Source organism: Lacibacter luteus, from assembly GCF_004118265.1.
GTDB lineage: Bacteria > Bacteroidota > Bacteroidia > Chitinophagales > Chitinophagaceae > Lacibacter > Lacibacter luteus.
This window is the reverse complement of sequence record NZ_SDHW01000003.1, coordinates 324,002-347,019: the sequence shown is the minus strand read 5'-3', so window position 1 is coordinate 347,019 and position 23,018 is coordinate 324,002. Positions and strand designations below refer to the sequence as shown.

Sequence of the window (23,018 nt, the reverse complement as noted above, 5' to 3'; positions counted from 1 at the left end):
GCAGTAACGTTAGTGATTGGGCTTTAGATACCTTTGATAAATTTCAAAAAAAACAATTCCTAAAACAATCATCAGTAAGGCGATGGCTGCATAGGAAAAATTCTCTCGGTTTGACCTTCGTATACTTAGATTTCGTTTAACATGATCAATGACAAATCTCCCATTTAGAGTTATATTAATAATATTTATGACCGTCGGATCTGTTTTTTGTTCAAATTCCGGCAAATCAAATTCACGTACCTGAATAGAAAGAGTATCTCCAACTTTAAAATCGGTTTCACCAATTCTTTCATTCGAATATTTATATATCTGCTGCGGAATCCGAAATTTATGTGGATTATTATGAAAATAAAATTCGTAATAATAATAGGATGTTTTGCCACCGGTTTCTCCCTTTTTTACTTTCTCTTTTAAAATCAAATGATTAATTTCTTTTATTTTATTGATATCAACTTCCCCATCTTTTGTTTTGTAGATGAACAGGAAGGCACAAAAGAAGAAAACAGCAATAACAAGTATTTGAAAAATTACTGGATTGGATCTGCTTTTAGTTGTAATATTTTTGTTTAACTCTAATCGTTCAAACAAAAGTTTGAACAGAATAATTAAACTGGAAAATGAGGTTAGTGCAAACAAAGCAGCAACAATTTTATAAACTATACTCTCCATTTCATCTGCTGCTATATAAATCAATAAAGAAGTTAGCGTCGTTAAAATAAAATTGACAGCTACTATCCAAACTTTTCTAACCCTTGATTTACTGTACTTTTTTGCATTTAACTGCTTAGCTTTTAAAAAAGATAATTCAGCATTTACTTTACTTAACTTAAAAACATTCTGTATTGTAGTTATAATTTGGCTTTCAAACATTCCTTCCTCAAATAACAACAGGCAATATTCTATAGCTTGTTCTATTCGTTGTTCTTCAGACAGGTCAACACTATTCATCATTTCAACTTTTCATTTTCCTGGTGCCGGTTGGCATCACGAATATTCTTCTTCTCAAAATTCTTCTCAAGTGCTTCTGTTAAATCAACACCTGTTTGGTTAGCCAGGCAAATCAATACCCACAGCACATCGGCCATCTCGTCGCTCAGTTCTTTTCCTTTATCGCTTTCTTTAAATGATTGCTCGCCGTACTTTCTTACCATTAACCTCGACAACTCTCCCACTTCTTCCATCAAAATTCCAAGGTTGGTCAACTCGTTAAAATAACGCACGCCTACTGTTTTAATCCATTGATCCACTTCAACCTGCGCCTGTTTAATTGTCAATTCTGTTGCCATTTCATTTTCAAATTTTCAAATTCAATAATTATCAAATTACTCCTTATTCTTCGTATCAATTACAATCGTAACCGGACCATCATTCAACAACTCTACTTTCATATCGGCACCAAACAGCCCTGTTTCAATTTTTTTGTCCAGTTCTTTTTCCAGTTGTACGATCATCTTTTCATACATCGGCACTGCAAAATCGGGCTTACTTGCTTTTATGTACGATGGCCTGTTTCCTTTCTTTGTTGATGCATGCAATGTAAACTGGCTCACCAGTAAAATATCGGCACCTACATCTTTTACACTCAAGTTCATTACGCCACTCTCATCATCAAAAATGCGCAGGTTCACAATTTTTGCTGCCAGCCATTCCATATCTTCTGTTGTATCTGCATCTTCAATACCAATTAAAACCAGCAACCCTTTTGCAATGGCACCGGTAATTTGTCCATCAACTTTAACAGATGCATGTGCTGTTCGTTGCAGTACCGCTCTCATAAATTCTTTATTTGGTTGTACATTCGAAAACCGAAAATACAACGCTTCGGGTTTGATGTATGATAAAAGATGTGAGCAGCGAAATTCAGTTTCAGACTGCACGTAGCGGCGGCGCCGGCGGACAAAATGTAAACAAGGTAGAAACAATGGTGATGGGCTATTGGGCTGTTGCATCATCGGCTATGTTCACCGATCAGCAAAAACAATTGCTGCTCGAAAAGCTCAGCAACCGTATTAATAAAGAAGGAATGCTGCTGGTAAAAAGTCAGGTGCACCGTACACAGCAATCGAACAAAGAAGAAGTGATACGAAAAATAAACGAGCTGATTGCAACAGCGCTGACACCTAAAAAAGCACGCATTGCCAGCAAACCTTCCAGGGCAGCAAAAGAAAAACGGATCGAGAGCAAGAAAAAGCAGGGCGAGCAAAAACAAACCCGTAAGAAAGTGCGTTTATCGGATTATTAACTATGCAAAAAAGAAACAGCATTTTTTTTATTGCAACCTTCATTGTTCTCTTTGTTTGGACAATGGATGCCTGCCGTAAACATAAGCTGGAACTAACGGCTTATCCTGTTGCTGTACCTGCGTATTTCCCTGCTTCAGATTATTATCAACGTAACCCAATAACCAAAGAAGGGTTTGAGCTGGGCCGCCGTTTATTTTACGATAACCGTTTTTCAAAAGATGGCAGCATTTCCTGCGGCTCCTGCCACGAACAGGTTGCTGCATTTGGTACATACAATCACGATTTAAGTCATGGTGTAAATGGTGCGCATGGCATACGCAATGCCATGAGTTTATTTAACCTTGCATGGCAAACAAGCTTTGGCTGGGACGGAAAATACACTGCCCTGGAAGATGTTTACACTGCACATATTAACAGCAGTATTGAGTTTGACGAAAACATAACATCTGTTATCAATAAACTTAAAACCGATAGCCGCTATCCACAACAGTTTGCGAAAATGTATGGCAGTACCGAAATAAATCAGCAGCGTATCTATGCTGCACTCACGCAATTTATTTCCGCATTCATCAGCGCCAATACAAAATACGATTCAGTTAAACTGGGCCTTGCATCGTTTACAATCAGTGAGCAAGCGGGTTATAGTGTTTTCTTAAGCAAATGCAACAGTTGCCATACCGAGCCACTGTTCACCAACAACAGCTACCGCAATATAGGTTTGCCCGTTACTGCATTAAACGATTTCGGACGTATGCGTGTAACAAATAACAAAACCGATTCGTTGAAATTTCGTGTACCTTCTTTACGCAACCTGTTTAAAAGTTACCCGTTTATGCACGATGGCAGATTTGTTGCCTTCTCTCAGGTATTCGATCATTACCAGACAGGTGTGCAGCAAAGTGTAACAATCGATCCGTTGCTCAGCAATGGCATTTCACTGTCAACAAACGAACGCACAGCACTCATCGATTTCTTCCGCACATTAACCGATAACAATTTTACCGGCAACAGCAACTTTGCCGCACCACAATAAAAAAACCCCGGCATTACCGGGGCTGCTATTAAACATTGCACTAAGCTTTTCGTTTTGCTCTAAGTATATCCAATGCTTTTTTCTGATTTTCTACTTCGCCTTTCTGCTTTTCAATATTCTTCTTATTCTCTTCAATATCTTCCTGCAGTTTGCGTAAACGTTTTTCCAGGCTCACACTTTCATCTTCATAATCTTTCAGCTTTTTCTCATTCGATTTTACTTTGTCTTCCTGGCCTTTAATTTCTACTTCCAATGCCTGTGCTTCTGCTAACGGAATAAATCCAAGACAATACTGTTTTATTTTAGCGATCAATACTGCATCATCAGTAGCTTTTACATAATTTTCATTTGCCCGGGTTACCACGAAGTACACAACGCTTTCATCTTTTTCCTTACGACTCTTGCGTTCAACTTTCAATAACAGATCAAAGGTTTCTTCCATTATTTCAGGAATCCGTACTGCTTTATACGTGTACACCCCTTTACTTTCTTTTGCACTATAGCCCATTTGGCTGAATTTTTGCCTGATGGCATCTTCAGTTACAGATGGAGTGTAGGGTACATCAGTAATAATAGCAGGAATTTTTTTCTTTTGCACTTCCAGTTCGCCAAAGTTCTGAGCCTTCACACTCACTGCAACCAAAAAGATAGCAACTAAAAAGAGTAGCTGTTTTTTCATATAAACTTATTTTGTGAGTTGAAGATAGAAAACAATACATATCGGTTGCATGATATTGGTTTGATGTTTCCCTATTTTTACAAATCGTAATTATCCTTACTTGAGCAGCGTAAAAAAATTAGCCGGACAAACTTTATGGTATGGTTTACCCACGATCGCAAGTCGCTTCCTGGGTTATTTAATGAACATGGCATTGCCATTCATTTTTGCACAGCCATCCGTTACGGCCGATCTTACGCAGGTTTATGCCATCATTCCTTTTTTAAGTATTGTATTTACCTATGGTGTTGAAACAGCTTACTTCCGTTACTCGAACGAAAAAGACAGAACAGCTCTTTACAATACCTTAAGCCTTTCCATTTTTGTTACAACCATTTTGTTTTCGGTTTTGCTTTATATTTTTCGTGGCAGCATTGCGGGAGCGGCCGGGCTTAACGATCACCCTGAATATATTATCTGGATGCTGGGTATTTTGTTCTTCGACACGTTAGCTACTTTACCCTTTGCCCGTTTGCGACAGGAGAACCGTCCGAAGAAATATGCTTTTGTTCGTGTGGCAGGCATTGCTGTAAACATTCTTATTGTATTTACGTTTCTTGGTATTCTTCCTTCTTACGCAAAAAACAATCCCGATAGCTTCATTGGCACTTTTTACAGTAAAGATGTGGGCATTGGTTATTACCTCATTGGTAATTTGTGTGGCAGCCTGTTTACCTTTCTATTGCTTTGGAAGGAATGGAAGCAGATCCGTTTCAATTTCGACAGTGCATTGTGGAAAGAAGTAATGAACTACAGCTACCCACTTATCGTTGTTGGTTTAGGTGGTATGATCAATGATATGCTTAGCCGGCTGGTGTACCAGCATGTGGTTGATCTGCCAAAGGAACAAGCCAAACATGAACTGGGTGTGTTTGCCAATATTTATCGTATTGCTGTACTCATTACAATTATGATACAGGCTTTTCGTATGGCAGCCGAGCCTTTCTTTTTTAACCGGGCCAAAGACGAAGATGCGCCACGCACCTATGCACGGGTAATGAAGTTTTTTGTAATAGCCTGCTGCTTTTTGTTCCTTGGCATTGGGTTGTATCTCGATGTTTTGAAATGGATCCTCACTCTAAAATCGAAAGCATGGGGCGAGGGTATGAATGTGGTGCTGTTGCTGGCAATGGGCAATATTTTCCTCGGCATTTATTATAACCTCAGCGTTTGGTATAAGCTCACCAATAAAAATATGTATGGTGCAGTTATTACCATTGCCGGGGCTGTAGTAACCGTGTTACTCAACATTGTATTAATTCCCAAGTTTCATTACTGGGGTGCAGCCATTGCAACCTTCAGCTGTTATTTATTGATGATGGTGAGCAGTTATGTGTTGGGCCAAAAGCATTATCCTGTTCCTTATGCCCGTAAAAAAATCATCAACTATCTTATAGTTGTAACCATTCTGGTAGTGCTGCATAAACTGATTCTGTTACTGTATGCACCGTTATGGTTCAGCATACTTACCGGCACATTATTGCTGGGCTTTTTTACCTGGCTTGTGGTACAGGTGGAACGAAAGGAATTGCAAGGCCTGCCCTACATTGGCAAGTTTATATCAGCCCGCTAAAAAAGGATTGTACTTTTTTTCGTAACCGATGGTTGTCGGTTGTCCATGACCGCTATACACCGTTGTTTCGTCGGGCAATGTAAACAGTTGTGTACGGATGCTGTTGAGCAAAGTTTCGTGGTTACCACCGGGTAAATCGGTACGGCCAATGCTTCCCCTGAACAATACATCGCCTCCAATAACAAAGCCTTGTGCTTCGCAATAAAAACAAACATGCCCGGGAGCATGACCGGGAGCAAACAAAACCTTAACCTTATCGCTTCCCAGTAAAATTTCATCGCCTTCGTTCAACCAATGCAGCGGACCATTGTAATTATCAAAAGGTAGGTTCCACATTAAACCACTGGCCGGAGCATAGTCTAATACACGCTGTTCATTTGGATGCAGGTGTAATTCCAAACCATATTGTTCATGTACCCACTTATTACCAAACACATGGTCGAGGTGGCAATGCGTGTTAAGGAGCTTTACAGGAGTGAGTTTGTTTTGGTGAAGAAACCGGGCCAGCTCTTCCCGTTCTTCTTCAAAATAACAGCCGGGGTCTATAATGAACGCCTCCTTTTGTTCGTTATACAGTACATATGTGTTTTCCTGAACAGGGCTGAATGTAAAAGCTTTAACAATGAACATGGATTGATTTTTGTACTTTTAAATACTGGTTTTCCCAAACCAACTTCTCTTAATGATTCAACACGAAAATATGCGAATTCAAGTGAAAGGCTTCCTAAGACTTACTGTTACAGCATCGCTTCTTTTTATTTTGTTCTTAAATCATATTTCTGCGCAGGTAAACACGGTGGAGTTTGGGAAGAACCGTGTGCAGCATACTAAGTTTAAATGGAGCTTTTATCAAAGTCCAAACTTTAATGTACACTATACGCTTAACGGTTTGGAGCTGGCCAAGTTTGCAACACAGGTGGCAGAAGAAGAATTGCCGGGCATTGAAGATTTTGTTGAGTTTGCAGTACAGCGCCGCATCAATATTGTACTTTATAACAACTTCAACGATTTTAAACAATCAAACATTGGCATGGGGCTCGACTACCCCAACGCCGGCGGTTTAACCAAGCTCGTTAATAACAAGATGGTGGTTTATTACAATGGCGATCATAACGATCTCCGCCGCCAGATAAAACAAGGTATTGCCAAAGTGCTTGTTGAAACATTATTGTTTGGTGATGATTTGGGTGAGTTTGCACAAAACCAGGCTTTGCTGGATTTACCACAATGGATGACGGATGGTTATATTTCTTACGTAGCAGAAAACTGGAGCCCTAAACTTGATAACGAATTAAAAAGTGCGATGATTGGTTCGGAGTACAAAAACTTCTACCACTTTGCACATGTACAACCCGAATTGGCCGGCCATGCATTCTGGTATTATATTGAAGAGAAGTATCGTAAAGAAAATGTTACGTACATGCTTTACCTCAGCCGTATTTATAAAAATGTAAACCGTGCAACCAATACCATTGCAAAAAAGAAACTGAAGGATTTACTCAAAGATTTCATGGTTTACAACCGTGATAAATATTTTAAAGATATCCGTGCAAGAAGAAATGTACCTGCAGGTCGTTTAACCTTACCAAAAGAAATTGGCAAAGCTGATTATTTCCGTTTCCAGGCAAACCCCAATCCAAAGAGCTTTACCTACGCTGTTGTTGAATACAAAAAAGGACAAACAAGAGTTATACTGAACGAGAATTTTATTTCGGAAAAGGTATTGTGGAAGAGTGGTGTTCGTAACCTCGAAGAACAACCCAATCCGAATTATCCATTGCTGGCATGGGATCCGAAAGGCACTCGTATTGCAATGATTGTTTGGGAAAAAGGAAAAGTGTTGTTGAATGTGTACGATGCTTTTCGCCGCATTAAAACAGTAAAGAATGTGGAGTTGCCTTTTGAACAGGTGAATGATATGCAATACATGCTCGATGCAAATACATTGGTGATGAGTGCTGTTAAAGGTGGCCAAAGCGATGTGTTTGTTTACAAGATCGATCGCATGAAAGAAGAACAGGTTACCAACGATGTGTACGACGATCTGGATGCAAGCTTTGTTGCCTTTCCTAACAAAACAGGCATCATCTTTTCCAGTAACCGTCCATCGCCCAATGCTCCAACAGGCGATACGGTTTTACCCAAAGACCGTTACAATGTTTTCCTCATCGATAACTGGAACAAATCAGAATTCAAACAAATTTCGCAGCTGAGTAATATACCTTATGGTAATGCCCGCTACCCCATGCAATACAACATGAATCACTTTACATTCATCAGTGAGCAAAATGGTATTGGTAACCGCTGGGCAGGTTTCTTCAGTACTACTGCGGCAGGTTTAGATACTATTTTCCAGGTTGGCGATGAACTGTTGCGTAACCCCGAACCGAAAGAACTCGATTCAACCTTACAGGCATGGAATAAACAGGAGCCCGATTCGGTTTACACCTTCCGTGTTACCGACGATAGTTCGTACACCTTCCCCATCACCAACTATCAAAGTAGTGTGTTGGAAACACGCATTGCAGGCGATAACGGGCAGGTTACAGAAGTTAACCGCCAGGGCGAGTTTAAATTCCTGTACAAATTAAAAGTTGATGAAAACACATTGCGCAAACGTAATGTAAATGCACGTCCTACCGAGTATGTGAAACGTATGACAAGGCTCGATAAAATTGCAGGCGAAGATAAAAATCAACGTACCGATATTGTAGATAGTTCATCGGCAATACAAAAACCACCTACCGATTTTTTTGAAACAGAATTTAAAACTGATTCTGCTCAACAAACTACAGAAAAGCTGATGGGTGCTAAAGCACAAAGCAGAGAAGAAGTGCTTAGCCGCATGCGTTTGTTCCCATACAAGAAGAAATATTTTATTGATAATGTAAGTACAAACTTTGCATCGAACAGTGCATTGCTCATTAACCGCTTTCAACCTTATTCCGGTGCAACAGGCCCTGTAAATCTTGGAAATAATAATCCGTTAAACGGCATGTTCCGTGTAGGTGCAATGGAGTTTATGGAGGATTATAAGTTTACCGGTATGTTCCGTATGAACTATGGTTTGCAGGATAATGAAGTGTACATGCGTTTCGATAATCTTCGTCGCCGTATCGATTGGGGACTTACTTACTACCGCTCAACTTCTTCACTTGGTTTGCAAACATCCGGCGGCACCATCAGTAATTCAGTACAGGGCATTACCAGCATTTATCAAGGTAATGTTTCTTATCCTTTCAACGAAGTACAAAGCTTACGTTTTACCGCAGCTTTACGTCGTGATATGTATCATATCAAGAGCGATGACCAGGTACCCGGCTCATTACAACAACAACCGTTTGATGAAAATTTTGCAGTAGGTCGTGCAGAATTTGTACACGATAACAGTATCAACCCTGCAACAAATATCTGGGTTGGGTTCCGTGCAAAAGCGTGGATGGAAATGTTCCATCGTTTAGGAGGTAACTATGCAGTGCGCCCCGGCGATAATACATTTAATTTTGGTTTTGATGTACGGCATTACCTGCGCATTTACCGCAACTTTATCTGGGCAGTACGTGGTGCAGCAGATGTTTCATGGGGAGATAATAAATTGGTTTACTACCTTGGTGGTACTGATGGCTGGTTAATGTTTGGACCAAACCAGGTTATAAGAAATGGTGCGGTTAAAGAACGTTACTTTAATACTGCCAACAAACCAGCAAATGATGTAAGCTATGTTTACGAATCGCTTGCTGTTAACTTACGAGGTTTTACACAAAACGCTGCTAACGGAAATAATGCAGTTGTAATTAACAGTGAATTACGTTTGCCTGTTTTTGCTACACTCTTTAATAAGCCAATTAACAATGCATTTCTGCGCAACTTCCAGCTGGTGCAGTTTATCGATTTAGGTACTGCATGGAATGGTCAGTACAATAAAATTGGTCGTCCGGAAATTACGTACAGCGATCCCAGTAATCCAAACAGCCCTGTAACTGTAACCATTAAAGCACCGGGCATTGGTCCTTTCCTCGGCAGCTATGGTTTTGGTGCAAGAAGTACACTGCTTGGTTATTTTATCCGTTACGATGCAGGCTGGCAGATGAGTGGCATATTCAAAGGCCGTCCGCAAATGCATGTGTCGTTGGGCTTCGACTTCTAATGATTCAATTCTTTTTTACAGATGCCTGCTCTCCAAAAAGAGCAGGCATTTTCTTTAGTGTTTCATAGATCAGCAACAGCACGACTGTAAACAAAATTGTTACTGCCCACACACGTGGGTATTCAAATGGAGAAATCAACTTCGTACCAATTCCATAAAGCAGATCGAATGGCTGTGTAAGTATATGCCAGCTGTTATACCGATCGTACCTGCCGAGGTAAATACCAAAACCACACAATACAATAAAACACACGATCAGTACATTTACTTTTTTTGCCGGGAACCGTTGCAGCAATACACGTTCAATATTACGCAGCGAAAACAAACCCATCATTAAACCGTTCCAGGCAGCCATAAACAACAATACCAGGTCGAAATACAATGGCACACCTGCCCGTTCCTGCAAATGAAACAGATCGGTAATTAAATAAGGCGAGTTTGGAAAAAAGAGTAACCACAACCCAAACAACAATACATTGCGAAAACTGTAAGCTGCATCGTTGAGTTTAGTGCTGAAGAATAAGGGCAACCATGCCAGAAATAAATTCCACGGTATAAAGAAAAACATGAAACTACCGGTATAGAATACCCGAAAAGCAAACAATAAAATGGAAAAGCCCACAGAATAGATAAAGATGCGTTGCATAGATTTACAATGAAAAAAGTTTAGGAATAAAGATGATAGCCCCGGTTATTGCCGCAGCACCACTAACTACCAGTACTGCTGCAGCTGAAATATCTTTCACTTGTTTTATGGCCGGGTGATGTTCGGGCGTTACATGATTGCACAATACTTCGATGGCCGTATTAATCAACTCTGCTGCAATAACTGCTGCAACTGCTGCAACCACAAGCAACCATTCTGTTTTTGAAATATGCAGAAAGAGTCCTGCGATGCATACAGCAGCTGCACTGCCTGCATGTAACCGCAGGTTATACTCTCTTCGTAATGCATACATTAAACCACTAATGGCATAATAAAACGATCGCATACAATTTTATTTTACATTATAGTTTTTGCGAACATCCATCAACAGTTCGGGCATAATACCAAACCAATCAAGCTTCGAAAGATCTCCGGCTTCCTTTCCTCTTGCATAAGCTTTACGGAACGAAGTATAATACTCCGGCATTGTTGCCAACCCATAAATAACTGTTGCAAGTACAGGAAACGAAACACGCCTGTTTGCCAGCATAAAGAACTGCAGACACACTTCTCCTTCATCGCTAAAGGGATAACCCAGCACCACATGCTTAATATCGTGCCGTTCGTAATAAGGCAGCAGACGAAGATTATTTTCATTCAGCAATTGCCACACTTCGTTGCCAACAGTATCAAAAGGCAATGCGCTCAATTGTTCCATGTTGTACGGGAACTTCTTTTTCCGCCGCACGATCTTTAACACCGGCAATGCAAACGTATGTGTAAGCAATACCAGCAACTGGCTCCGTAATTTCTTCAGCAACTTTATCATACAACAGGTGTTGAATTGTTTACAGATTTTTTAGTGTCACCATACCAATCAATTCTTCTTGAATAAAACATAACAATTGCAAGCAGAATAAATAAGCCAATACTGCCGAATAACAATGCACCGTCCTGCAACTGAATTAAAATATAAATGAAGCCATAAAGAGCAGAGAGGAAAGCGGCTAGTGCAGCAGCTACTCCGGCTTTTTTAAAAATGCTGTACGTGTAGGTTGTAATAAGACCAATTGTTGCCAGCGATGCAATAACATAAGCAATATTAAAACCTGTGTATTCCGATACCGACAAAAGCAACGTATAAAAAATACAAAGCGCCAGCCCAACAAGAATGTATTGCAACGGATGCACACTCCGCTTTTTCAGTATTTCAATAAAGAAGAATAAGCAGAAGGTAAGTGCAATAAACAGCAATGCATATTTTACTGCACGCATGGTTTTACTGTACGAGTCGATGCCCTGCAATAACCCAACACCAAAAACATACGTATGTACATCGTGCTTACCTGTTTTCCATACCTGTGGAATATCTCTTGTAAAATGCAGGATGTTCCATTTTGCTGTAAAGCCTTCGGGTTTTACAACAGATTGCTGTGGTAAAAATTTTCCGTCAAATGCAGGATCGGGCCAGCTCGATTGCATTTGTACGCTGGTTTGTTTCGCCAATGGTGTAAAGTATAAACGTTCCGATCCGTTAAGCTTTAGTTTTAATTGAAATGTTGATGCGGAATCTTTTAAACGGACAGCATCGGGCACCAGCATACTTACTCCCGAAGCTGCAATTTCTGTTTCGGGAAAGCCGGGCTCCATTTCCATTGGCTGACCATTCCAGTTCAATACAAGCGATTCCGCAATACCACGGTTATCGGTAATGCCTAAACACAACCGCACTTCGTTCCATTGAATATTGTTGGGATCAATTCCTGCTTTTGTCAATTGCAAAGGAGAAATTTTCCCCTTTAGCAGAATATCCGATTTGTATAATACAATTTTGAATATACTTCTGTGTTTTACTTCGGGCATGAGTTTGCCATCAACTTCCAATGCATCGGGCATGTAATGCAGCATGCGTTTGTATGCAAGTACTTTTCCATTTTCTGCAGGCTGATAATCTAAATAAGGAATTAATAAAAACGGACCATTGATGGTTTGTGCCGAAGCCCATTTTGAACTTACCTCTGCAATTACCTCCGTTTGACGCTCCTGCCGCTCCCGCACCAGGCCTTGAATAAAAGAAGCAGGAATAAGTAATACGAGCATAAGAAAACCAACGACCATCGATTTAAAAAAGAGCCCGTAGCGTTGCCAGAATGTTTGTTGTTGTGTGTCCATTGTATCATTTTTTAAAAGTGCTTTGAATTACAAAGTATATATGCAAAAAAATTACTTCCCCATTTGTTTGATCATTTGCTCCAATGCGTCGAGATGTAAACGAAAAGCTTTCTCTCCTGCTTTTGTAACAGCATAAGTTGTGTTTGTTTTACGGCCAACGAAGCCCTTGTTCACTTTTATAAAACCATTTTCTTCTAATGCCTTTAAATGCGATGCAAGATTACCGTCGGTTACCTGTATAAGTTCTTTCAGCTCATTAAAACTTACCTGGTCATTCACCATCAGTGCACTCATAACGCCCAGCCGCACACGGCTGTCGAAAACTTTCTGTAATTGTTCAATCGGATTCTTCATGCATTCCTGTTCTGATTCGCTTAAGCCTGCCGCTCGTATTTATTCCACATTACAATTCCGTAAATAATGTGCAGTAATCCAAAACCGGCGGCCCAAAAATAAAGACCATAACCCGGAAACCAACAACTGATTATACCCAGCAGCAGCATACCATATCCTAAAAACCGTATTTCCCCAAGTGTATACTTTGCGCCGTTTACCAATGCCAGACCATAAAAAATTAAACAGCCTGATGCTATTAAACCAAACACTCCTGCTTCAATCAATTTTAATAAAAACAATCCGCCGGCTGCAAGTGGTACTGCTACATTCCATATAAGACGTTGCGATGTTGAACTCCACAAAGGAATACCTTGTTTACTGCTGCGCAGATAAGTGAATATAACTGCTACAACAATTGCCGATACCAATGTTATACCTGCAATCATAAACAAACGGTGCCCCATAAACGAATGAAGAATACCCAGACCATCATCTACAGTTTTGTATTCACGCACACCTCCAGCCTTTACTGTTCTCGCTGCATCAGATCCCTCAATAACATTGTTGGCAAACCATGCACCAATGAGAGCACAAACACCTGCCGCAACGCCACTTAAACCGCTTAAGCTTAAAAAGCGGCTGCTTCTGTCCATAATGTTACGGATGTCCCTTATTGTTTCAAGCGTTTGATTTTGATCTGTCATAAAAGCACTTTGTTTTACAAAGTAAATTCAAAAAAAGCCATTTCTCCAAATTTTGAAGCTTCTTTTTAACATTAACTTCCGAAAAAGCGCAATCATCGAAGTAAATCTCCTGATGGCAGCAAAACAGGAATCGCTAATTTTATCGCTTCAACGATCACTCAGATAACCGGATGAAGTATAGCTTTCTTTTAGTACTGTTATGTGTTGCAGGTATTTCGGCTTTTTCGCAAGTAAAAGTGATAACCGGCATCGTTAAAGATTCACACTCCGACGAACCCATCCCGTTTGCATCTGTTGTTTTAAAAAACACAAACACCGGTAAGCTTACTGATTCTGCAGGAAATTTCACACTGCATCTTACGGCTATCACTTCTGCCGATTCATTACTCATCAGCTATGTTGGCTATAACAGCATTACTGCTCCCATTCCCAATACAAATACCGATACTGTTTTTCTAACCATTCAACTCGAACGTGGCAGCGCAGGAAAAGAAGTAGTAGTGAAATCGAAATACGGAAGAGGATGGATTTTATGGCGAAAAGTAGTTCGGCAAAAACCTGTAAACGATCGCTACCGCTTTGAAAACTTTGGATACGAATTATATAACAAACTGGAGATCGATCTCAACCGTTTCAATAAAGAAAAGTTCAAGAACATTCGCCCATTAAAACCGTTTGGTTTTATCATGGATCAGAACATCGACAGTACAAGTGAAGAAAAACCATTTCTTCCGGTGTTCCTTACCGAAACGATTTCCAATTACTATTTTCAAAAAACGCCGTTACGCCGTAGAGAAGAAATTAAAGCCAGCCGCACATCGGGTTTAAAAAACGAAAGCGTGCAGAAGTTATTAGGTGGTATGGATCAGAACATTAACGTGTACAACAACTACATACCGGTTTTCGATAAACGCTTCATCAGCCCCATCAGCGATAATGGTGATGCGTTTTACAATTACCGTGTGCCCGATACACAATACGTTGCAGGCAAACGCTTTTTTCATTTGGTATTCTCTCCAAAACGAAAAGGTGAAAATACATTTGAAGGCGATTGTTGGATACATGATACAACCTTTGCCGTGCAAAAAATGAACCTGCGTTTATCCAAAGAAGCTAATGTAAACTATGTAGAAAAGCTGAGCATTGTACAGGAGTACAAACTGGTGAACGACAGTGTTTGGTTCTTAGCAAAGGATAAATTCATCATGGATGTATCGGCCATAGGTAAACAAAAATTCGGGGTTACGGGAAGAAAGACCACTACCTACAAAGACATTCTTATCAACTCGGGTACGGTGTGGGAGAAACTGCAGAAAAATAAAAAGCTAGAAGAAACCATTTTACTGGCGGGTTCTACTGAACAACCGGAAACCTATTGGACAGAATCGAGACATGAAGACTTGGCTAAAAATGAAAAAGCCATTTACAACATGATCGATACGTTGCAGAATATGCCATTGTTTAAACGCTACAGCGATATTGCTAATTTCCTGGCAACCGGTTATAAAGCTTTCGGCAGTTTTGAATATGGTCCATGGTTCAATGTAATGAGTTCAAATATTGTGGAAGGTTTCCGTACACGACTGGATATTGGAACAAGTACAAACTTCAGTAAAACATGGTGGTTGCGTGGTTACCTTGCTTATGGCTTTACTGATAAAAAATTTAAAGGCCGTGCAGAAATAACGCATTTGTTTAAGCGTGATCCCCGTGTGCGTTTATACATGTCCTACACCAACGATTACGATAATGGTCAACGTTATTACGATGAAGTTGGAACAGATAATGTGTTTACACTTGCCGCACGCAAATCGCAGGTGCCGATAAAGTTTTTACATGTAGAACAACAACGCATTGAGTTTTCAAAAGAAACACATGCAGGTTTTACGTTTGAGATTTCTGCAACACGAAAAAAATTCAACCCTATCCGTTCCTTACCTGACAAATCAATTTACCCGGATGGTACAGGTGAAGCATTGAATAATACAGAAGTTGGTTTCCGTATACGTTATGCTTACCTCGAACGTTTTTTAGAAGGTACTTTCTTACGTTCCAGTTTAGGCAGCCCTTATCCTATTGCTGAATTGAAATACAGCAGAGGATTTCCCGGTTTTTTGAAAAGCAATTATCAATACCATCGTGTAAGTTTATCCGTACACGATTATTTTAAAGTAGCCAACTACGGCGAGCTCTATTACAATGTATATGGCGGAAAAGTGTATGGCACATTACCTTTCCCTCTGCTGGAAATGCATCCCGGTAATGAAATTTTTTATTACAACAAGTATGCGTTCAACCTCATGAACAGGTTTGAATATTTGAGTGATGAATATGCAGGCATCAATTTAGAACACAATATCGGCAACGGTATGTTCCGCTGGTTAGCTCCAACACGCAAACTCAAGTTCCGCCAGTTCTGGACAGCGAAAATGCTCTGGGGCAGTTTAAGCGAAGCCAACCGCAGCTTTAACCAGGTGGGTACAGTATTCGATCGTGGCCATCAATTTCAATCGCTTAATGGCAAAACTTATATGGAAGTGGGAACAGGTGTAGATAACATCTTTCGTGTACTGCGTTTCGATTTTGTGTGGCGTTTGTTACCACAACCCTTGCCACAGGAACAATACAAACGCTTTGGTATTTTTGGAAGCTTCAGGTTGCAGTTTTAATTGTTGCCACAGAAGCAAATCACAGCTCATCTAAGCAACGCACAATTACCGAACAAGCCTTTTTAATTTCTTCTTTCGTTATAGTTAATGGCGGGGCAATACGTAAACAGTTGGCTGCAAACAAAAACCAATCGGTAATTACGCTATTGGCAATACATGCATCAATTACTTTTTTGTTTGTTTCGAAACTATCAAAGACCAACGTCATCATCAAACCACGTGAACGGATAGCTTCAACTTTCGGATGTTGTAATAAACTGCGGAACAACTGTTCTTTTTCAAACACCGCATCAACTAATTTCTCTTCGAGCAATACCTGCATTGCAGCCATACCTGCTGCACAACAAACCGGGTGTCCACCAAACGTACTGATATGGCCTAACACCGGGTTCTCAGTAAACTTCCACATCAACTCCCTGTTTGCAATGAAAGCGCCCAACGGCATCCCGCCGCCCAATGCTTTGCCTAAGAGTAACACATCGGGCACCACATCAAACTGTTCAAAGGCCCACAACGTTCCGTTGCGGCCAAAGCCACATTGTATTTCGTCGAGTATTAATAATGTTCCCGTTTCGGTACAACGTTGTCGTAATACCTGCATCCATTCTTTTGTTGGAGCATTTACACCTGCTTCTGCCTGTATAGTTTCTGCAATAACGCAAGCTGTTTTTGTGGTGATGAGGGAAAGATCTTCAAACGAATTATAGTTGGCATGATGTACTGCCGGTAACAACGGACGAAATGCATTGCGCCAGTATTCATCTCCCATAATACTCAACGCACCTTGTGTGCTGCCATGGTAGCTGTTTTTAAACGCAACAATTTCTGCACGGTTGGTAACACGTTTAGCCAGCTTCATAGCACCTTCGGTTGCTTCGGCACCGGAATTGGTAAAATAGACCGAATTAAGCGATGCAGGTAAATGATCGGTAAGCAGTTTGGCATATTGTACCTGCGGCGTTTCAACAAACTCGCCATACACAATGAGGTGCATGTATTTGTCTAACTGCTGTTGAATAGCTGCAAGCACTTTCGGATGCCGGTGCCCCACATTGCAAACACTGATGCCCGCAATAAGATCGATGTATTCTTTCCCCTTCGCATCCCACATATTGCAGCCTTCGGCTTTTACAATTTCAAGTGCAAGTGGTGCAGGCGATGTTTGTGCCACGTGTTTCAGAAAAAGTTCCCGTTGATTCATAACTGATGGATGCAAATGTCGGGAAACTTAAGGCAGCTGTTGCTAAAAACAAGCTTTTGCAGGCATTCGAGGTTCGATACGTTCAATTTTCTCTGAAAAAAACAATGAAATAATATGAACCCTCAAAAAACATTGCGAAATTTACAGTTCAATTAAAACCCGCTTCCGATGCCCGTAATACTTCCTGTTGAAGGTGTTTATCCCGAGTTTGGCAACGATTGTTTTATAGCTCCCAATGCTACCATTGTTGGTGATGTAGTAATGGGCGACGAATGCAGTATTTGGTTCAATGCCGTAATACGTGGCGATGTAAACAGCATTCGGCTGGGCAATAAAGTAAACGTACAGGATGGTGCGGTGCTGCATGCCACATACCAAAAAACGAAAACAATCGTTGGTAATAATGTAAGCATCGGCCATAATGCATTGGTTCACGGTTGCACCCTGCACGACAATGTGTTGATTGGTATGGGATCTATTGTAATGGATAATGCAGTGGTACACAGCAATTCCATTATAGCAGCAGGTGCGGTGGTACTTGAGGGAACGATTGTTGAAGCCGGAACCATTTATGCCGGTGTGCCTGCAAAAAAAGTAAAAGACATCAGCCAGGAGTTGATACAAGGAGAAATAAACCGCATTGCCAATAACTACCTTAAGTATGCAGGTTGGTTTAAGGAAAGCGTAACAGAAGAAAAATAAAAACGGTACAACTATTGTCCATATCCAAACGTCAAAATAAAACGTATATGAAGAGCATAATCAAAGCAGCACTTGTCCTTTTTTTATTGTCATTTATGATGACCAGTTGCAACGTATTTAAACGTACACCTAAAGAAGGCTGTCCTACCAATGGCAAAAATGTTGGTGCGGAGCGATTGCTGAGCGGTGAAAAAGTGAAGAAAGCAAAACGATTTAACAGTTAACAGATATATACGGGCTTACTAACCCCCATTAATAACACCCAAAAAAATACCGCTATGAATCCAACATTACGCAACCATGTAGGATATAACGAAGCAGTTTTAGACGATGACGCCAGTTTTGAAGAATTTCATCGCTGGGCAGATATCCTTGCCGACAGACTGAAAATTTCTTTTACCAAAAAGCTCGACGATTTTGAAGCGCTTTATTGGGACTTTTTGTACAAAGGCACAGCACTAACCCTCAGCTTCAACATTTTTAATGGTGTTTCTGTTTTTCCTTCATTGGAAGAAAAAAGCGATCATTTTGAAAATGCTGCAATTGCAGAATTGGTTGATGCTTTGAAAGATGCCTCTCCGGAAGAATAATAAGTTCTGCTAAGTTTTGTTTGCTGCCGATGATCTTCTGCAGTTAGTAACTCTTTGTATCGATAGTGGCCAGTATGCCGCAATAACTAATGTAACGTAAAGGATGTATTTTTTTTGTTGACACCGCCTGCTTCACCGCACATCCCGGCTCTTCAAGATGAAGACAATTATTAAACTGACATTCGCCTATGAGGGCCTGCATTTCGGGAAAATAATGCGATAGTTCCTGTCGGCTGATCTCAAACAAACCAAATTCTTTTACACCCGGTGTATCAATAATACAACCACCGAAAGGCAGGTCGAACATTTCAGCAAATGTGGTGGTATGCATACCCTTTCCACTCCAGCCACTTACTTCTTCCGTTCGCAGATCAAGATGGGGCATTACCGCATTAATAAAAGTTGATTTGCCAACTCCTGAATGACCGCTCAGTAATGTAGTTTTATCTTTCAACAACGCCTTTACCGCATCAACGCCCACTCCCGTTTCCATCGAAATAAGAAACACTTTGTAGCCAACTGCTTCGTACATATTCTTCCATTCTTCAAACTGTTCCTGTTCTTTTTTCCGGTACACATCAGCTTTATTAAATACAATAATGCTGGGAATATGGTAGGCTTCTGATGCAATTAAAAAACGATCAATAAACCCTTGCGAAGTACGGGGCTCTTTCAATGTAGCAAACAACAAACTCTGGTCGAGATTGGATGCAATGATATGGTGCTGATGTTTGTTATGCGGGCTTTGCCGGTTGATGTAGTTGCGCCTGTCGCTGATTTCTGAAATGATCCATGTCTGTTCAACATCGTTATCCAGCATCATCTCCACTTCGTCACCAACAGCAATAGGGTTGGTAGATGTAATACCATCAATTTTAAACTTGCCTTTGATACGAGCCTGCACAAATTTACCTTCGGTGGTTTTTGCCACGTACCAGCTACCTGTAGATTTATAAATGACGGCCTTCATTGATGCAAAGAAAAGTGTTTTTTGCCACGGAGTCACGGAATGCACGGAAATGTATTGAGACGATGCTTGTATGTGATTTTGTTGCTTAGTAATTTGATGTACAAAAAATAACCAACATGGCACCTGAAATCAGAATTGCAGACTTCCCCTTTAAAGATGAGACAGATAAGATCATCAACGCCGGAATAGAAATACACAAAATACTTGGTCATGGATTTTTAGAAATCGTTTATAAGGATGCTTTTGAATACGAGTTCAGAAAAAGAAGTCACAAGTATACACGTGAAAAAATGTATAGCATTCCTTACAAAGAAATTATTCTACCGCATAAATTTTATGCAGATTTTGTTGTGTTTGATAATGTCATCCTTGAAGTGAAGGCAAAAGAAGGAATTGTGGATGAAGACTACGCTCAAACAATCAACTACTTAAAATGCTCTGGCTGCAAAGTCGGGTTAATCTTAAACTTTGGAAGAACGAAGCTTGCTATAAAACGTGTGGTGTATTAACCTCCGTGTATTCCGTGCCTCCGTGGCAACTACGGAAACTTCCGCAACACTTTATACCGCAACCAAACTTCCAGTAAAAGCAAGGCCATTATTGCAAAAACGAGCGGATAGTATTCTTCGGAGTAACGGGAAAATTGGCTTGTTTCAATTTTCGATTTTTCCAGTTGATCTATATCAGCATAAATTTTACTAAGCGTTTCATTATCCTTTGCCCGGAAATAATTGCCCCCTGTTTCGTTGGCAATTTCGGTTAACAGCTTTTCATCAATATTTACTTTTTCCATTGTACGCACTACACCACCGGCTGTTTGCTGTGGTAAAGCTGCATAACCTTCTGTACCCATACCAATGGTGTACACTTTAACCTGGTAGGCTTTGGCAATTTCTTTGGCAGTGCTTGGCGGTATTAATCCTCCGTTGTTTTCACCGTCAGTTAAAAGAATAACCACTTTGCTTTTCGATTCGCTTTCTTTCAACCGTTCAACACTTGTAGCTAATCCCGAACCAATAGCAGTACCATCCTGCAAAATACCACTACGCACTGCATATATCTGGCTTTTTAATGCTGCATAATCGGTTGTTGGCGGACATTGTGTAAACGATTCGCCTGAAAAAATAACCAGCCCGATACGATCCGTTTTACGTGCATCTACAAAATCGTTGGCAACTTTTTTCATTGCTTCTAAACGGTTGGGGCTAAAATCTTCTGCCAGCATACTTCCACTTACATCCATACACAAAATAATATCGATACCTTCTCCTTCAACACGTTCTTCGTTGCTGCGTGTTTGCGGCCGTGCTATTGCAACAATGAGTAATACGAGTGAAAGTAAACGCAACACAAACGGCATGTGCCGCAATACATTTTTTGTTGTTCCTGTGCTGCGGTAAATGCTGAGTGTAGATACAGTTACAGAAGAACTTGCCTTACGTTGAGAGAGCGTATACCAAACAATAAGCAAAGGCAACAACAAGAGTAACCATAACAAGTAAGGATAAGCAAATACAATATGTTGATACCATTCACTAAGCATCGGGATTCAATTCTTTTTCTGATTGTTTAATGGTTGCCTCCAGGTTATCCAATGCCTGTACACATTCGCTTTCCGCAGCAGCAAATTTTGCAAACTTTACAGAATCACCCAAACGCAAAGCCTGTGTAAGTGTAATAACACGATCGTTGATGAGATGCGGCTTTAACTGCAACACAAAATCGTCGGTAGTAAGTTTAGTAAATGGCACCCGCAATTTTCGTTCGTAATAACGTTTTACTGCAAACGACAATTCGGAAAAATTTCTTTTCTGATCGAGTTGTGCAGACCATGCTTCTTTTCGCAACTGTTGAATTTTTTTCAACACATCTTCCAGTGCTGTACCAGGCGATTCATCAATTACTACAGCTGCTTTCTTTTGTTTCCATTTTCTGAAAAGGATAATCAAAGCAATTAAGCTGATGAGTGCTGCTGCAGCCACAATTACTCCTATCCACCACTGGCCTGCATTTACTTCAACAATCGGTTTAATATCATTCATCAGTTGATTTCCGGTTGTATCATATTCGATCAGCATTTCCTTTGGCGAAAACCTGAGCAACTGTGGTTGCCCGTTTACGTTTGAAGGAACAAATGCAGCAACGTTTTCAACAGCCCACAAACCACTGTCGAAACTGGTTAATGTAATCTTCCGTATTAATACATCCGAGCTGTCGATGCTTATCACTTCAAAATGTGGAATGGTGTCGGGCAGTTGCCATTGTATGTTTGCAGATGAGCTGATGGCTTTTAACTCGAACCGCATAGTAAACGGCTCGCCGATTAATATTTTTTCTTTATTAGTCGAAACAACGCCTGTTACCTGTGCATGTATACAAAGCGAAAGCATCAAACAAAAAAACAAAATGATAATGCGTTGACTCATCTGCTGCGGTTAATAAAAAATTTCTGTAACACTTTTACATAATCATCTCCTGCACGCATATGCAACAGATCGGCACCTGCACGACGAAACACTTCCTTTACATAATCGTTATGCTTATGAAAATCTTTTTCGTATTCGTAACGTACCAATGCACTCGATGTATCGAGCCAGCGTTGCTCGCCGGTTTCTGCGTCGGCAACCTGTAACAATCCTGCATCGGGCAAACGCATATCCAGCTGGTCGTAAATTTTTATACCAATTACATCGTGTTTACCAGCAGCTACACGCAATGCTTCTTCATAACCCTTGCCTAAAAAATCGCTTATGAGGAAACAGATACTTTTACGCCTGCACACATTATTGAACATACGAAACGCATCTGCATAATTTGTTCTGCTCGATGCTGCATCGTTACTCAACATTTCACGAACAATATAAAGCGTGTGCTGTTTTGCTTTTTTGGGTGAAATAAACCGTTGCACTTTATCGCCAAACATAATAGCACCTACTTTATCGTTATTGTTTACTGCCGAAAAAGCAAGTACAGCCGCCAACTCAGTTACAAGATCTTTTTTTCGTTGCAGATGTGTACCAAAACTGATGCTTGCACTGTTATCAATTAACAGGAACACCATTTGCTCACGTTCTTCTTCAAACACTTTGCTGTACGGATGTGCGTAACGTGCACTTACATTCCAATCAATGAAACGGATATCATCGCCGGGCTGATACTCACGCACTTCTTTATAGCTCATGCCCTGTCCTTTAAATGCCGAGTGGTATTCGCCGGTAAACATGTGATTGGTGAGCCGTTTGCTTTTAATTTCAAGCGAACGTACCTTCTTTAATATTTCTTCGGTAGTTAACAAAACCGTTACGAGTTATGAG

At 40.4% G+C, this 23,018-nt stretch carries 24 protein-coding genes and 1 pseudogene; 9 read left to right on the top strand and 16 right to left on the bottom strand.

The annotated features are described in order from the left end of the window. Positions 1 to 9: 9 nt before the first annotated feature. Genes ESA94_RS12610 through dtd form a run of 3 tightly spaced genes read right to left on the bottom strand, consistent with a single transcriptional unit; the run spans position 10 to position 1,775 of the window. Positions 10 to 951, bottom strand: coding sequence for a hypothetical protein (locus tag ESA94_RS12610; RefSeq protein WP_129131260.1), 942 nt, complete (start codon positions 949 to 951; stop codon positions 10 to 12). Next, complete coding sequence (locus ESA94_RS12605) at positions 948 to 1,286, bottom strand: nucleotide pyrophosphohydrolase (protein WP_240671050.1); 339 nt, start codon at positions 1,284 to 1,286, stop codon at positions 948 to 950. The genes ESA94_RS12610 and ESA94_RS12605 overlap by 4 nt, the downstream gene beginning before the upstream one ends. Positions 1,287 to 1,322: 36 nt before the next feature. Beyond that, complete coding sequence (gene dtd, locus ESA94_RS12600) at positions 1,323 to 1,775, bottom strand: D-aminoacyl-tRNA deacylase (protein ID WP_129131259.1); 453 nt, start codon at positions 1,773 to 1,775, stop codon at positions 1,323 to 1,325. Positions 1,776 to 1,837: 62 nt separating this feature from the next. On the opposite strand from dtd, the pseudogene arfB reads away from it, so the two are divergent. Next, a pseudogene (gene arfB / locus ESA94_RS12595) lies at positions 1,838 to 2,242 on the top strand (alternative ribosome rescue aminoacyl-tRNA hydrolase ArfB); the annotation flags it as partial. A gap of 2 nt (positions 2,243 to 2,244) precedes the next feature. Next, complete coding sequence (locus ESA94_RS12590) at positions 2,245 to 3,276, top strand: cytochrome-c peroxidase (protein WP_129131258.1); 1,032 nt, start codon at positions 2,245 to 2,247, stop codon at positions 3,274 to 3,276. Between the two features lie 40 nt (positions 3,277 to 3,316). On the opposite strand, the gene ESA94_RS12585 is transcribed toward ESA94_RS12590, so the two are convergent. Then, positions 3,317 to 3,955 carry a hypothetical protein gene (locus ESA94_RS12585; protein ID WP_129131257.1) on the bottom strand — a complete coding sequence of 213 codons (639 nt, stop codon included), beginning with the start codon at positions 3,953 to 3,955 and terminating at the stop codon, positions 3,317 to 3,319. 100 nt (positions 3,956 to 4,055) lie between these two features. Between ESA94_RS12585 and ESA94_RS12580 the strand changes: the two genes are divergently transcribed. After that, positions 4,056 to 5,567 carry an oligosaccharide flippase family protein gene (locus ESA94_RS12580; protein WP_129131256.1) on the top strand — a complete coding sequence of 504 codons (1,512 nt, stop codon included), beginning with the start codon at positions 4,056 to 4,058 and terminating at the stop codon, positions 5,565 to 5,567. Here the strand turns inward: ESA94_RS12580 and ESA94_RS12575 are convergent. Then, positions 5,556 to 6,197, bottom strand: a complete 642-nt coding sequence (locus ESA94_RS12575; RefSeq protein WP_129131255.1) for an MBL fold metallo-hydrolase — start codon at positions 6,195 to 6,197, stop codon at positions 5,556 to 5,558. The two genes, ESA94_RS12580 and ESA94_RS12575, sit on opposite strands and share 12 nt — an antisense overlap. Positions 6,198 to 6,267: 70 nt before the next feature. Here ESA94_RS12575 and ESA94_RS12570 point away from each other — a divergent pair, with 70 nt between their 5' ends. After that, positions 6,268 to 9,714 carry a hypothetical protein gene (locus ESA94_RS12570; RefSeq protein ID WP_240671049.1) on the top strand — a complete coding sequence of 1,149 codons (3,447 nt, stop codon included), beginning with the start codon at positions 6,268 to 6,270 and terminating at the stop codon, positions 9,712 to 9,714. Between the two features lie 4 nt (positions 9,715 to 9,718). On the opposite strand, the gene ESA94_RS12565 is transcribed toward ESA94_RS12570, so the two are convergent. From ESA94_RS12565 to ESA94_RS12545, 6 genes are read right to left on the bottom strand one after another with little or no spacing between them, the layout of a single operon-like run. Then, positions 9,719 to 10,360: a DUF1361 domain-containing protein gene (locus ESA94_RS12565; RefSeq protein WP_129131254.1), complete on the bottom strand. Its 642-nt coding sequence runs from the start codon at positions 10,358 to 10,360 to the stop codon at positions 9,719 to 9,721. A gap of 4 nt (positions 10,361 to 10,364) precedes the next feature. After that, positions 10,365 to 10,706, bottom strand: a complete 342-nt coding sequence (locus tag ESA94_RS21460) for a diacylglycerol kinase family protein (protein WP_164972729.1) — start codon at positions 10,704 to 10,706, stop codon at positions 10,365 to 10,367. A 6-nt stretch (positions 10,707 to 10,712) separates the two neighbouring features. Further along, positions 10,713 to 11,189, bottom strand: a complete 477-nt coding sequence (locus tag ESA94_RS21455; RefSeq protein ID WP_164972728.1) for a Coq4 family protein — start codon at positions 11,187 to 11,189, stop codon at positions 10,713 to 10,715. Next, on the bottom strand, positions 11,186 to 12,532 hold the full coding sequence (creD, locus tag ESA94_RS12555; RefSeq protein ID WP_129131253.1) for a cell envelope integrity protein CreD: 1,347 nt from the start codon (positions 12,530 to 12,532) through the stop codon (positions 11,186 to 11,188). The genes ESA94_RS21455 and creD overlap by 4 nt, the downstream gene beginning before the upstream one ends. A gap of 51 nt (positions 12,533 to 12,583) precedes the next feature. Next, entirely contained in the window at positions 12,584 to 12,886 is a 303-nt protein-coding gene (locus ESA94_RS12550; protein ID WP_129131252.1) for a winged helix-turn-helix domain-containing protein, read from the bottom strand. A 20-nt stretch (positions 12,887 to 12,906) separates the two neighbouring features. Beyond that, entirely contained in the window at positions 12,907 to 13,572 is a 666-nt protein-coding gene (locus tag ESA94_RS12545; RefSeq protein ID WP_129131251.1) for a hypothetical protein, read from the bottom strand. A 170-nt stretch (positions 13,573 to 13,742) separates the two neighbouring features. On the opposite strand from ESA94_RS12545, the gene ESA94_RS12540 reads away from it, so the two are divergent. Beyond that, on the top strand, positions 13,743 to 16,241 hold the full coding sequence (locus ESA94_RS12540; protein WP_129131250.1) for a DUF5686 and carboxypeptidase-like regulatory domain-containing protein: 2,499 nt from the start codon (positions 13,743 to 13,745) through the stop codon (positions 16,239 to 16,241). A gap of 19 nt (positions 16,242 to 16,260) precedes the next feature. Here ESA94_RS12540 and ESA94_RS12535 read toward each other — a convergent pair whose 3' ends face one another. Further along, positions 16,261 to 17,442: an aspartate aminotransferase family protein gene (locus ESA94_RS12535; protein WP_129131249.1), complete on the bottom strand. Its 1,182-nt coding sequence runs from the start codon at positions 17,440 to 17,442 to the stop codon at positions 16,261 to 16,263. Between the two features lie 168 nt (positions 17,443 to 17,610). Here ESA94_RS12535 and ESA94_RS12530 point away from each other — a divergent pair, with 168 nt between their 5' ends. Genes ESA94_RS12530 through ESA94_RS12525 form a run of 3 tightly spaced genes read left to right on the top strand, consistent with a single transcriptional unit; the run spans position 17,611 to position 18,734 of the window. Beyond that, positions 17,611 to 18,144 carry a gamma carbonic anhydrase family protein gene (locus tag ESA94_RS12530; RefSeq protein ID WP_129131248.1) on the top strand — a complete coding sequence of 178 codons (534 nt, stop codon included), beginning with the start codon at positions 17,611 to 17,613 and terminating at the stop codon, positions 18,142 to 18,144. 47 nt (positions 18,145 to 18,191) lie between these two features. Then, positions 18,192 to 18,368, top strand: coding sequence for a hypothetical protein (locus ESA94_RS21450; protein WP_164972727.1), 177 nt, complete (start codon positions 18,192 to 18,194; stop codon positions 18,366 to 18,368). Positions 18,369 to 18,422: 54 nt separating this feature from the next. After that, positions 18,423 to 18,734: a DUF3630 family protein gene (locus ESA94_RS12525; RefSeq protein WP_129131247.1), complete on the top strand. Its 312-nt coding sequence runs from the start codon at positions 18,423 to 18,425 to the stop codon at positions 18,732 to 18,734. A gap of 43 nt (positions 18,735 to 18,777) precedes the next feature. On the opposite strand, the gene rsgA is transcribed toward ESA94_RS12525, so the two are convergent. Further along, positions 18,778 to 19,704, bottom strand: a complete 927-nt coding sequence (gene rsgA / locus ESA94_RS12520; protein ID WP_129131246.1) for a ribosome small subunit-dependent GTPase A — start codon at positions 19,702 to 19,704, stop codon at positions 18,778 to 18,780. A gap of 116 nt (positions 19,705 to 19,820) precedes the next feature. On the opposite strand from rsgA, the gene ESA94_RS12515 reads away from it, so the two are divergent. After that, complete coding sequence (locus tag ESA94_RS12515) at positions 19,821 to 20,213, top strand: GxxExxY protein (RefSeq protein ID WP_129131245.1); 393 nt, start codon at positions 19,821 to 19,823, stop codon at positions 20,211 to 20,213. Positions 20,214 to 20,242: 29 nt separating this feature from the next. Here ESA94_RS12515 and ESA94_RS12510 read toward each other — a convergent pair whose 3' ends face one another. The 3 genes from ESA94_RS12510 to ESA94_RS12500 are packed head-to-tail and all read right to left on the bottom strand — an operon-like array spanning position 20,243 to position 22,999. Further along, a complete protein-coding gene (locus ESA94_RS12510; RefSeq protein WP_129131244.1) occupies positions 20,243 to 21,247 on the bottom strand; it encodes a vWA domain-containing protein in 1,005 nt (334 codons plus the stop codon). After that, on the bottom strand, positions 21,240 to 22,130 hold the full coding sequence (locus tag ESA94_RS12505) for a hypothetical protein (RefSeq protein ID WP_129131243.1): 891 nt from the start codon (positions 22,128 to 22,130) through the stop codon (positions 21,240 to 21,242). The genes ESA94_RS12510 and ESA94_RS12505 overlap by 8 nt, the downstream gene beginning before the upstream one ends. Beyond that, a complete protein-coding gene (locus ESA94_RS12500; protein ID WP_240671048.1) occupies positions 22,127 to 22,999 on the bottom strand; it encodes a DUF58 domain-containing protein in 873 nt (290 codons plus the stop codon). The genes ESA94_RS12505 and ESA94_RS12500 overlap by 4 nt, the downstream gene beginning before the upstream one ends. Positions 23,000 to 23,018: the final 19 nt, after the last annotated feature.

Bases quoted from the DNA above. Each gene is read 5' to 3' on its own strand.
- ESA94_RS12610 (WP_129131260.1), bottom strand. From the start codon at position 951: ATGATGAATAGTGTTGACCTGTCTGAAGAACAACGAATAGAACAAGCT.
- rsgA (WP_129131246.1), bottom strand. From the start codon at position 19,704: ATGAAGGCCGTCATTTATAAATCTACAGGTAGCTGGTACGTGGCAAAA.
- ESA94_RS12585 (WP_129131257.1), bottom strand. From the start codon at position 3,955: ATGAAAAAACAGCTACTCTTTTTAGTTGCTATCTTTTTGGTTGCAGTG.
- ESA94_RS12605 (WP_240671050.1), bottom strand. From the start codon at position 1,286: ATGGCAACAGAATTGACAATTAAACAGGCGCAGGTTGAAGTGGATCAA.
- ESA94_RS12565 (WP_129131254.1), bottom strand. From the start codon at position 10,360: ATGCAACGCATCTTTATCTATTCTGTGGGCTTTTCCATTTTATTGTTT.
- ESA94_RS12570 (WP_240671049.1), top strand. From the start codon at position 6,268: ATGCGAATTCAAGTGAAAGGCTTCCTAAGACTTACTGTTACAGCATCG.
- creD (WP_129131253.1), bottom strand. From the start codon at position 12,532: ATGGACACACAACAACAAACATTCTGGCAACGCTACGGGCTCTTTTTT.
- ESA94_RS12510 (WP_129131244.1), bottom strand. From the start codon at position 21,247: ATGCTTAGTGAATGGTATCAACATATTGTATTTGCTTATCCTTACTTG.
- ESA94_RS12525 (WP_129131247.1), top strand. From the start codon at position 18,423: ATGAATCCAACATTACGCAACCATGTAGGATATAACGAAGCAGTTTTA.
- ESA94_RS12545 (WP_129131251.1), bottom strand. From the start codon at position 13,572: ATGACAGATCAAAATCAAACGCTTGAAACAATAAGGGACATCCGTAAC.
- ESA94_RS12530 (WP_129131248.1), top strand. From the start codon at position 17,611: ATGCCCGTAATACTTCCTGTTGAAGGTGTTTATCCCGAGTTTGGCAAC.
- ESA94_RS12535 (WP_129131249.1), bottom strand. From the start codon at position 17,442: ATGAATCAACGGGAACTTTTTCTGAAACACGTGGCACAAACATCGCCT.
- ESA94_RS12540 (WP_129131250.1), top strand. From the start codon at position 13,743: ATGAAGTATAGCTTTCTTTTAGTACTGTTATGTGTTGCAGGTATTTCG.
- dtd (WP_129131259.1), bottom strand. From the start codon at position 1,775: ATGAGAGCGGTACTGCAACGAACAGCACATGCATCTGTTAAAGTTGAT.
- ESA94_RS12505 (WP_129131243.1), bottom strand. From the start codon at position 22,130: ATGAGTCAACGCATTATCATTTTGTTTTTTTGTTTGATGCTTTCGCTT.
- ESA94_RS21450 (WP_164972727.1), top strand. From the start codon at position 18,192: ATGAAGAGCATAATCAAAGCAGCACTTGTCCTTTTTTTATTGTCATTT.
- ESA94_RS12590 (WP_129131258.1), top strand. From the start codon at position 2,245: ATGCAAAAAAGAAACAGCATTTTTTTTATTGCAACCTTCATTGTTCTC.
- ESA94_RS12550 (WP_129131252.1), bottom strand. From the start codon at position 12,886: ATGAAGAATCCGATTGAACAATTACAGAAAGTTTTCGACAGCCGTGTG.
- ESA94_RS21460 (WP_164972729.1), bottom strand. From the start codon at position 10,706: ATGCGATCGTTTTATTATGCCATTAGTGGTTTAATGTATGCATTACGA.
- ESA94_RS21455 (WP_164972728.1), bottom strand. From the start codon at position 11,189: ATGATAAAGTTGCTGAAGAAATTACGGAGCCAGTTGCTGGTATTGCTT.
- ESA94_RS12575 (WP_129131255.1), bottom strand. From the start codon at position 6,197: ATGTTCATTGTTAAAGCTTTTACATTCAGCCCTGTTCAGGAAAACACA.
- ESA94_RS12515 (WP_129131245.1), top strand. From the start codon at position 19,821: ATGGCACCTGAAATCAGAATTGCAGACTTCCCCTTTAAAGATGAGACA.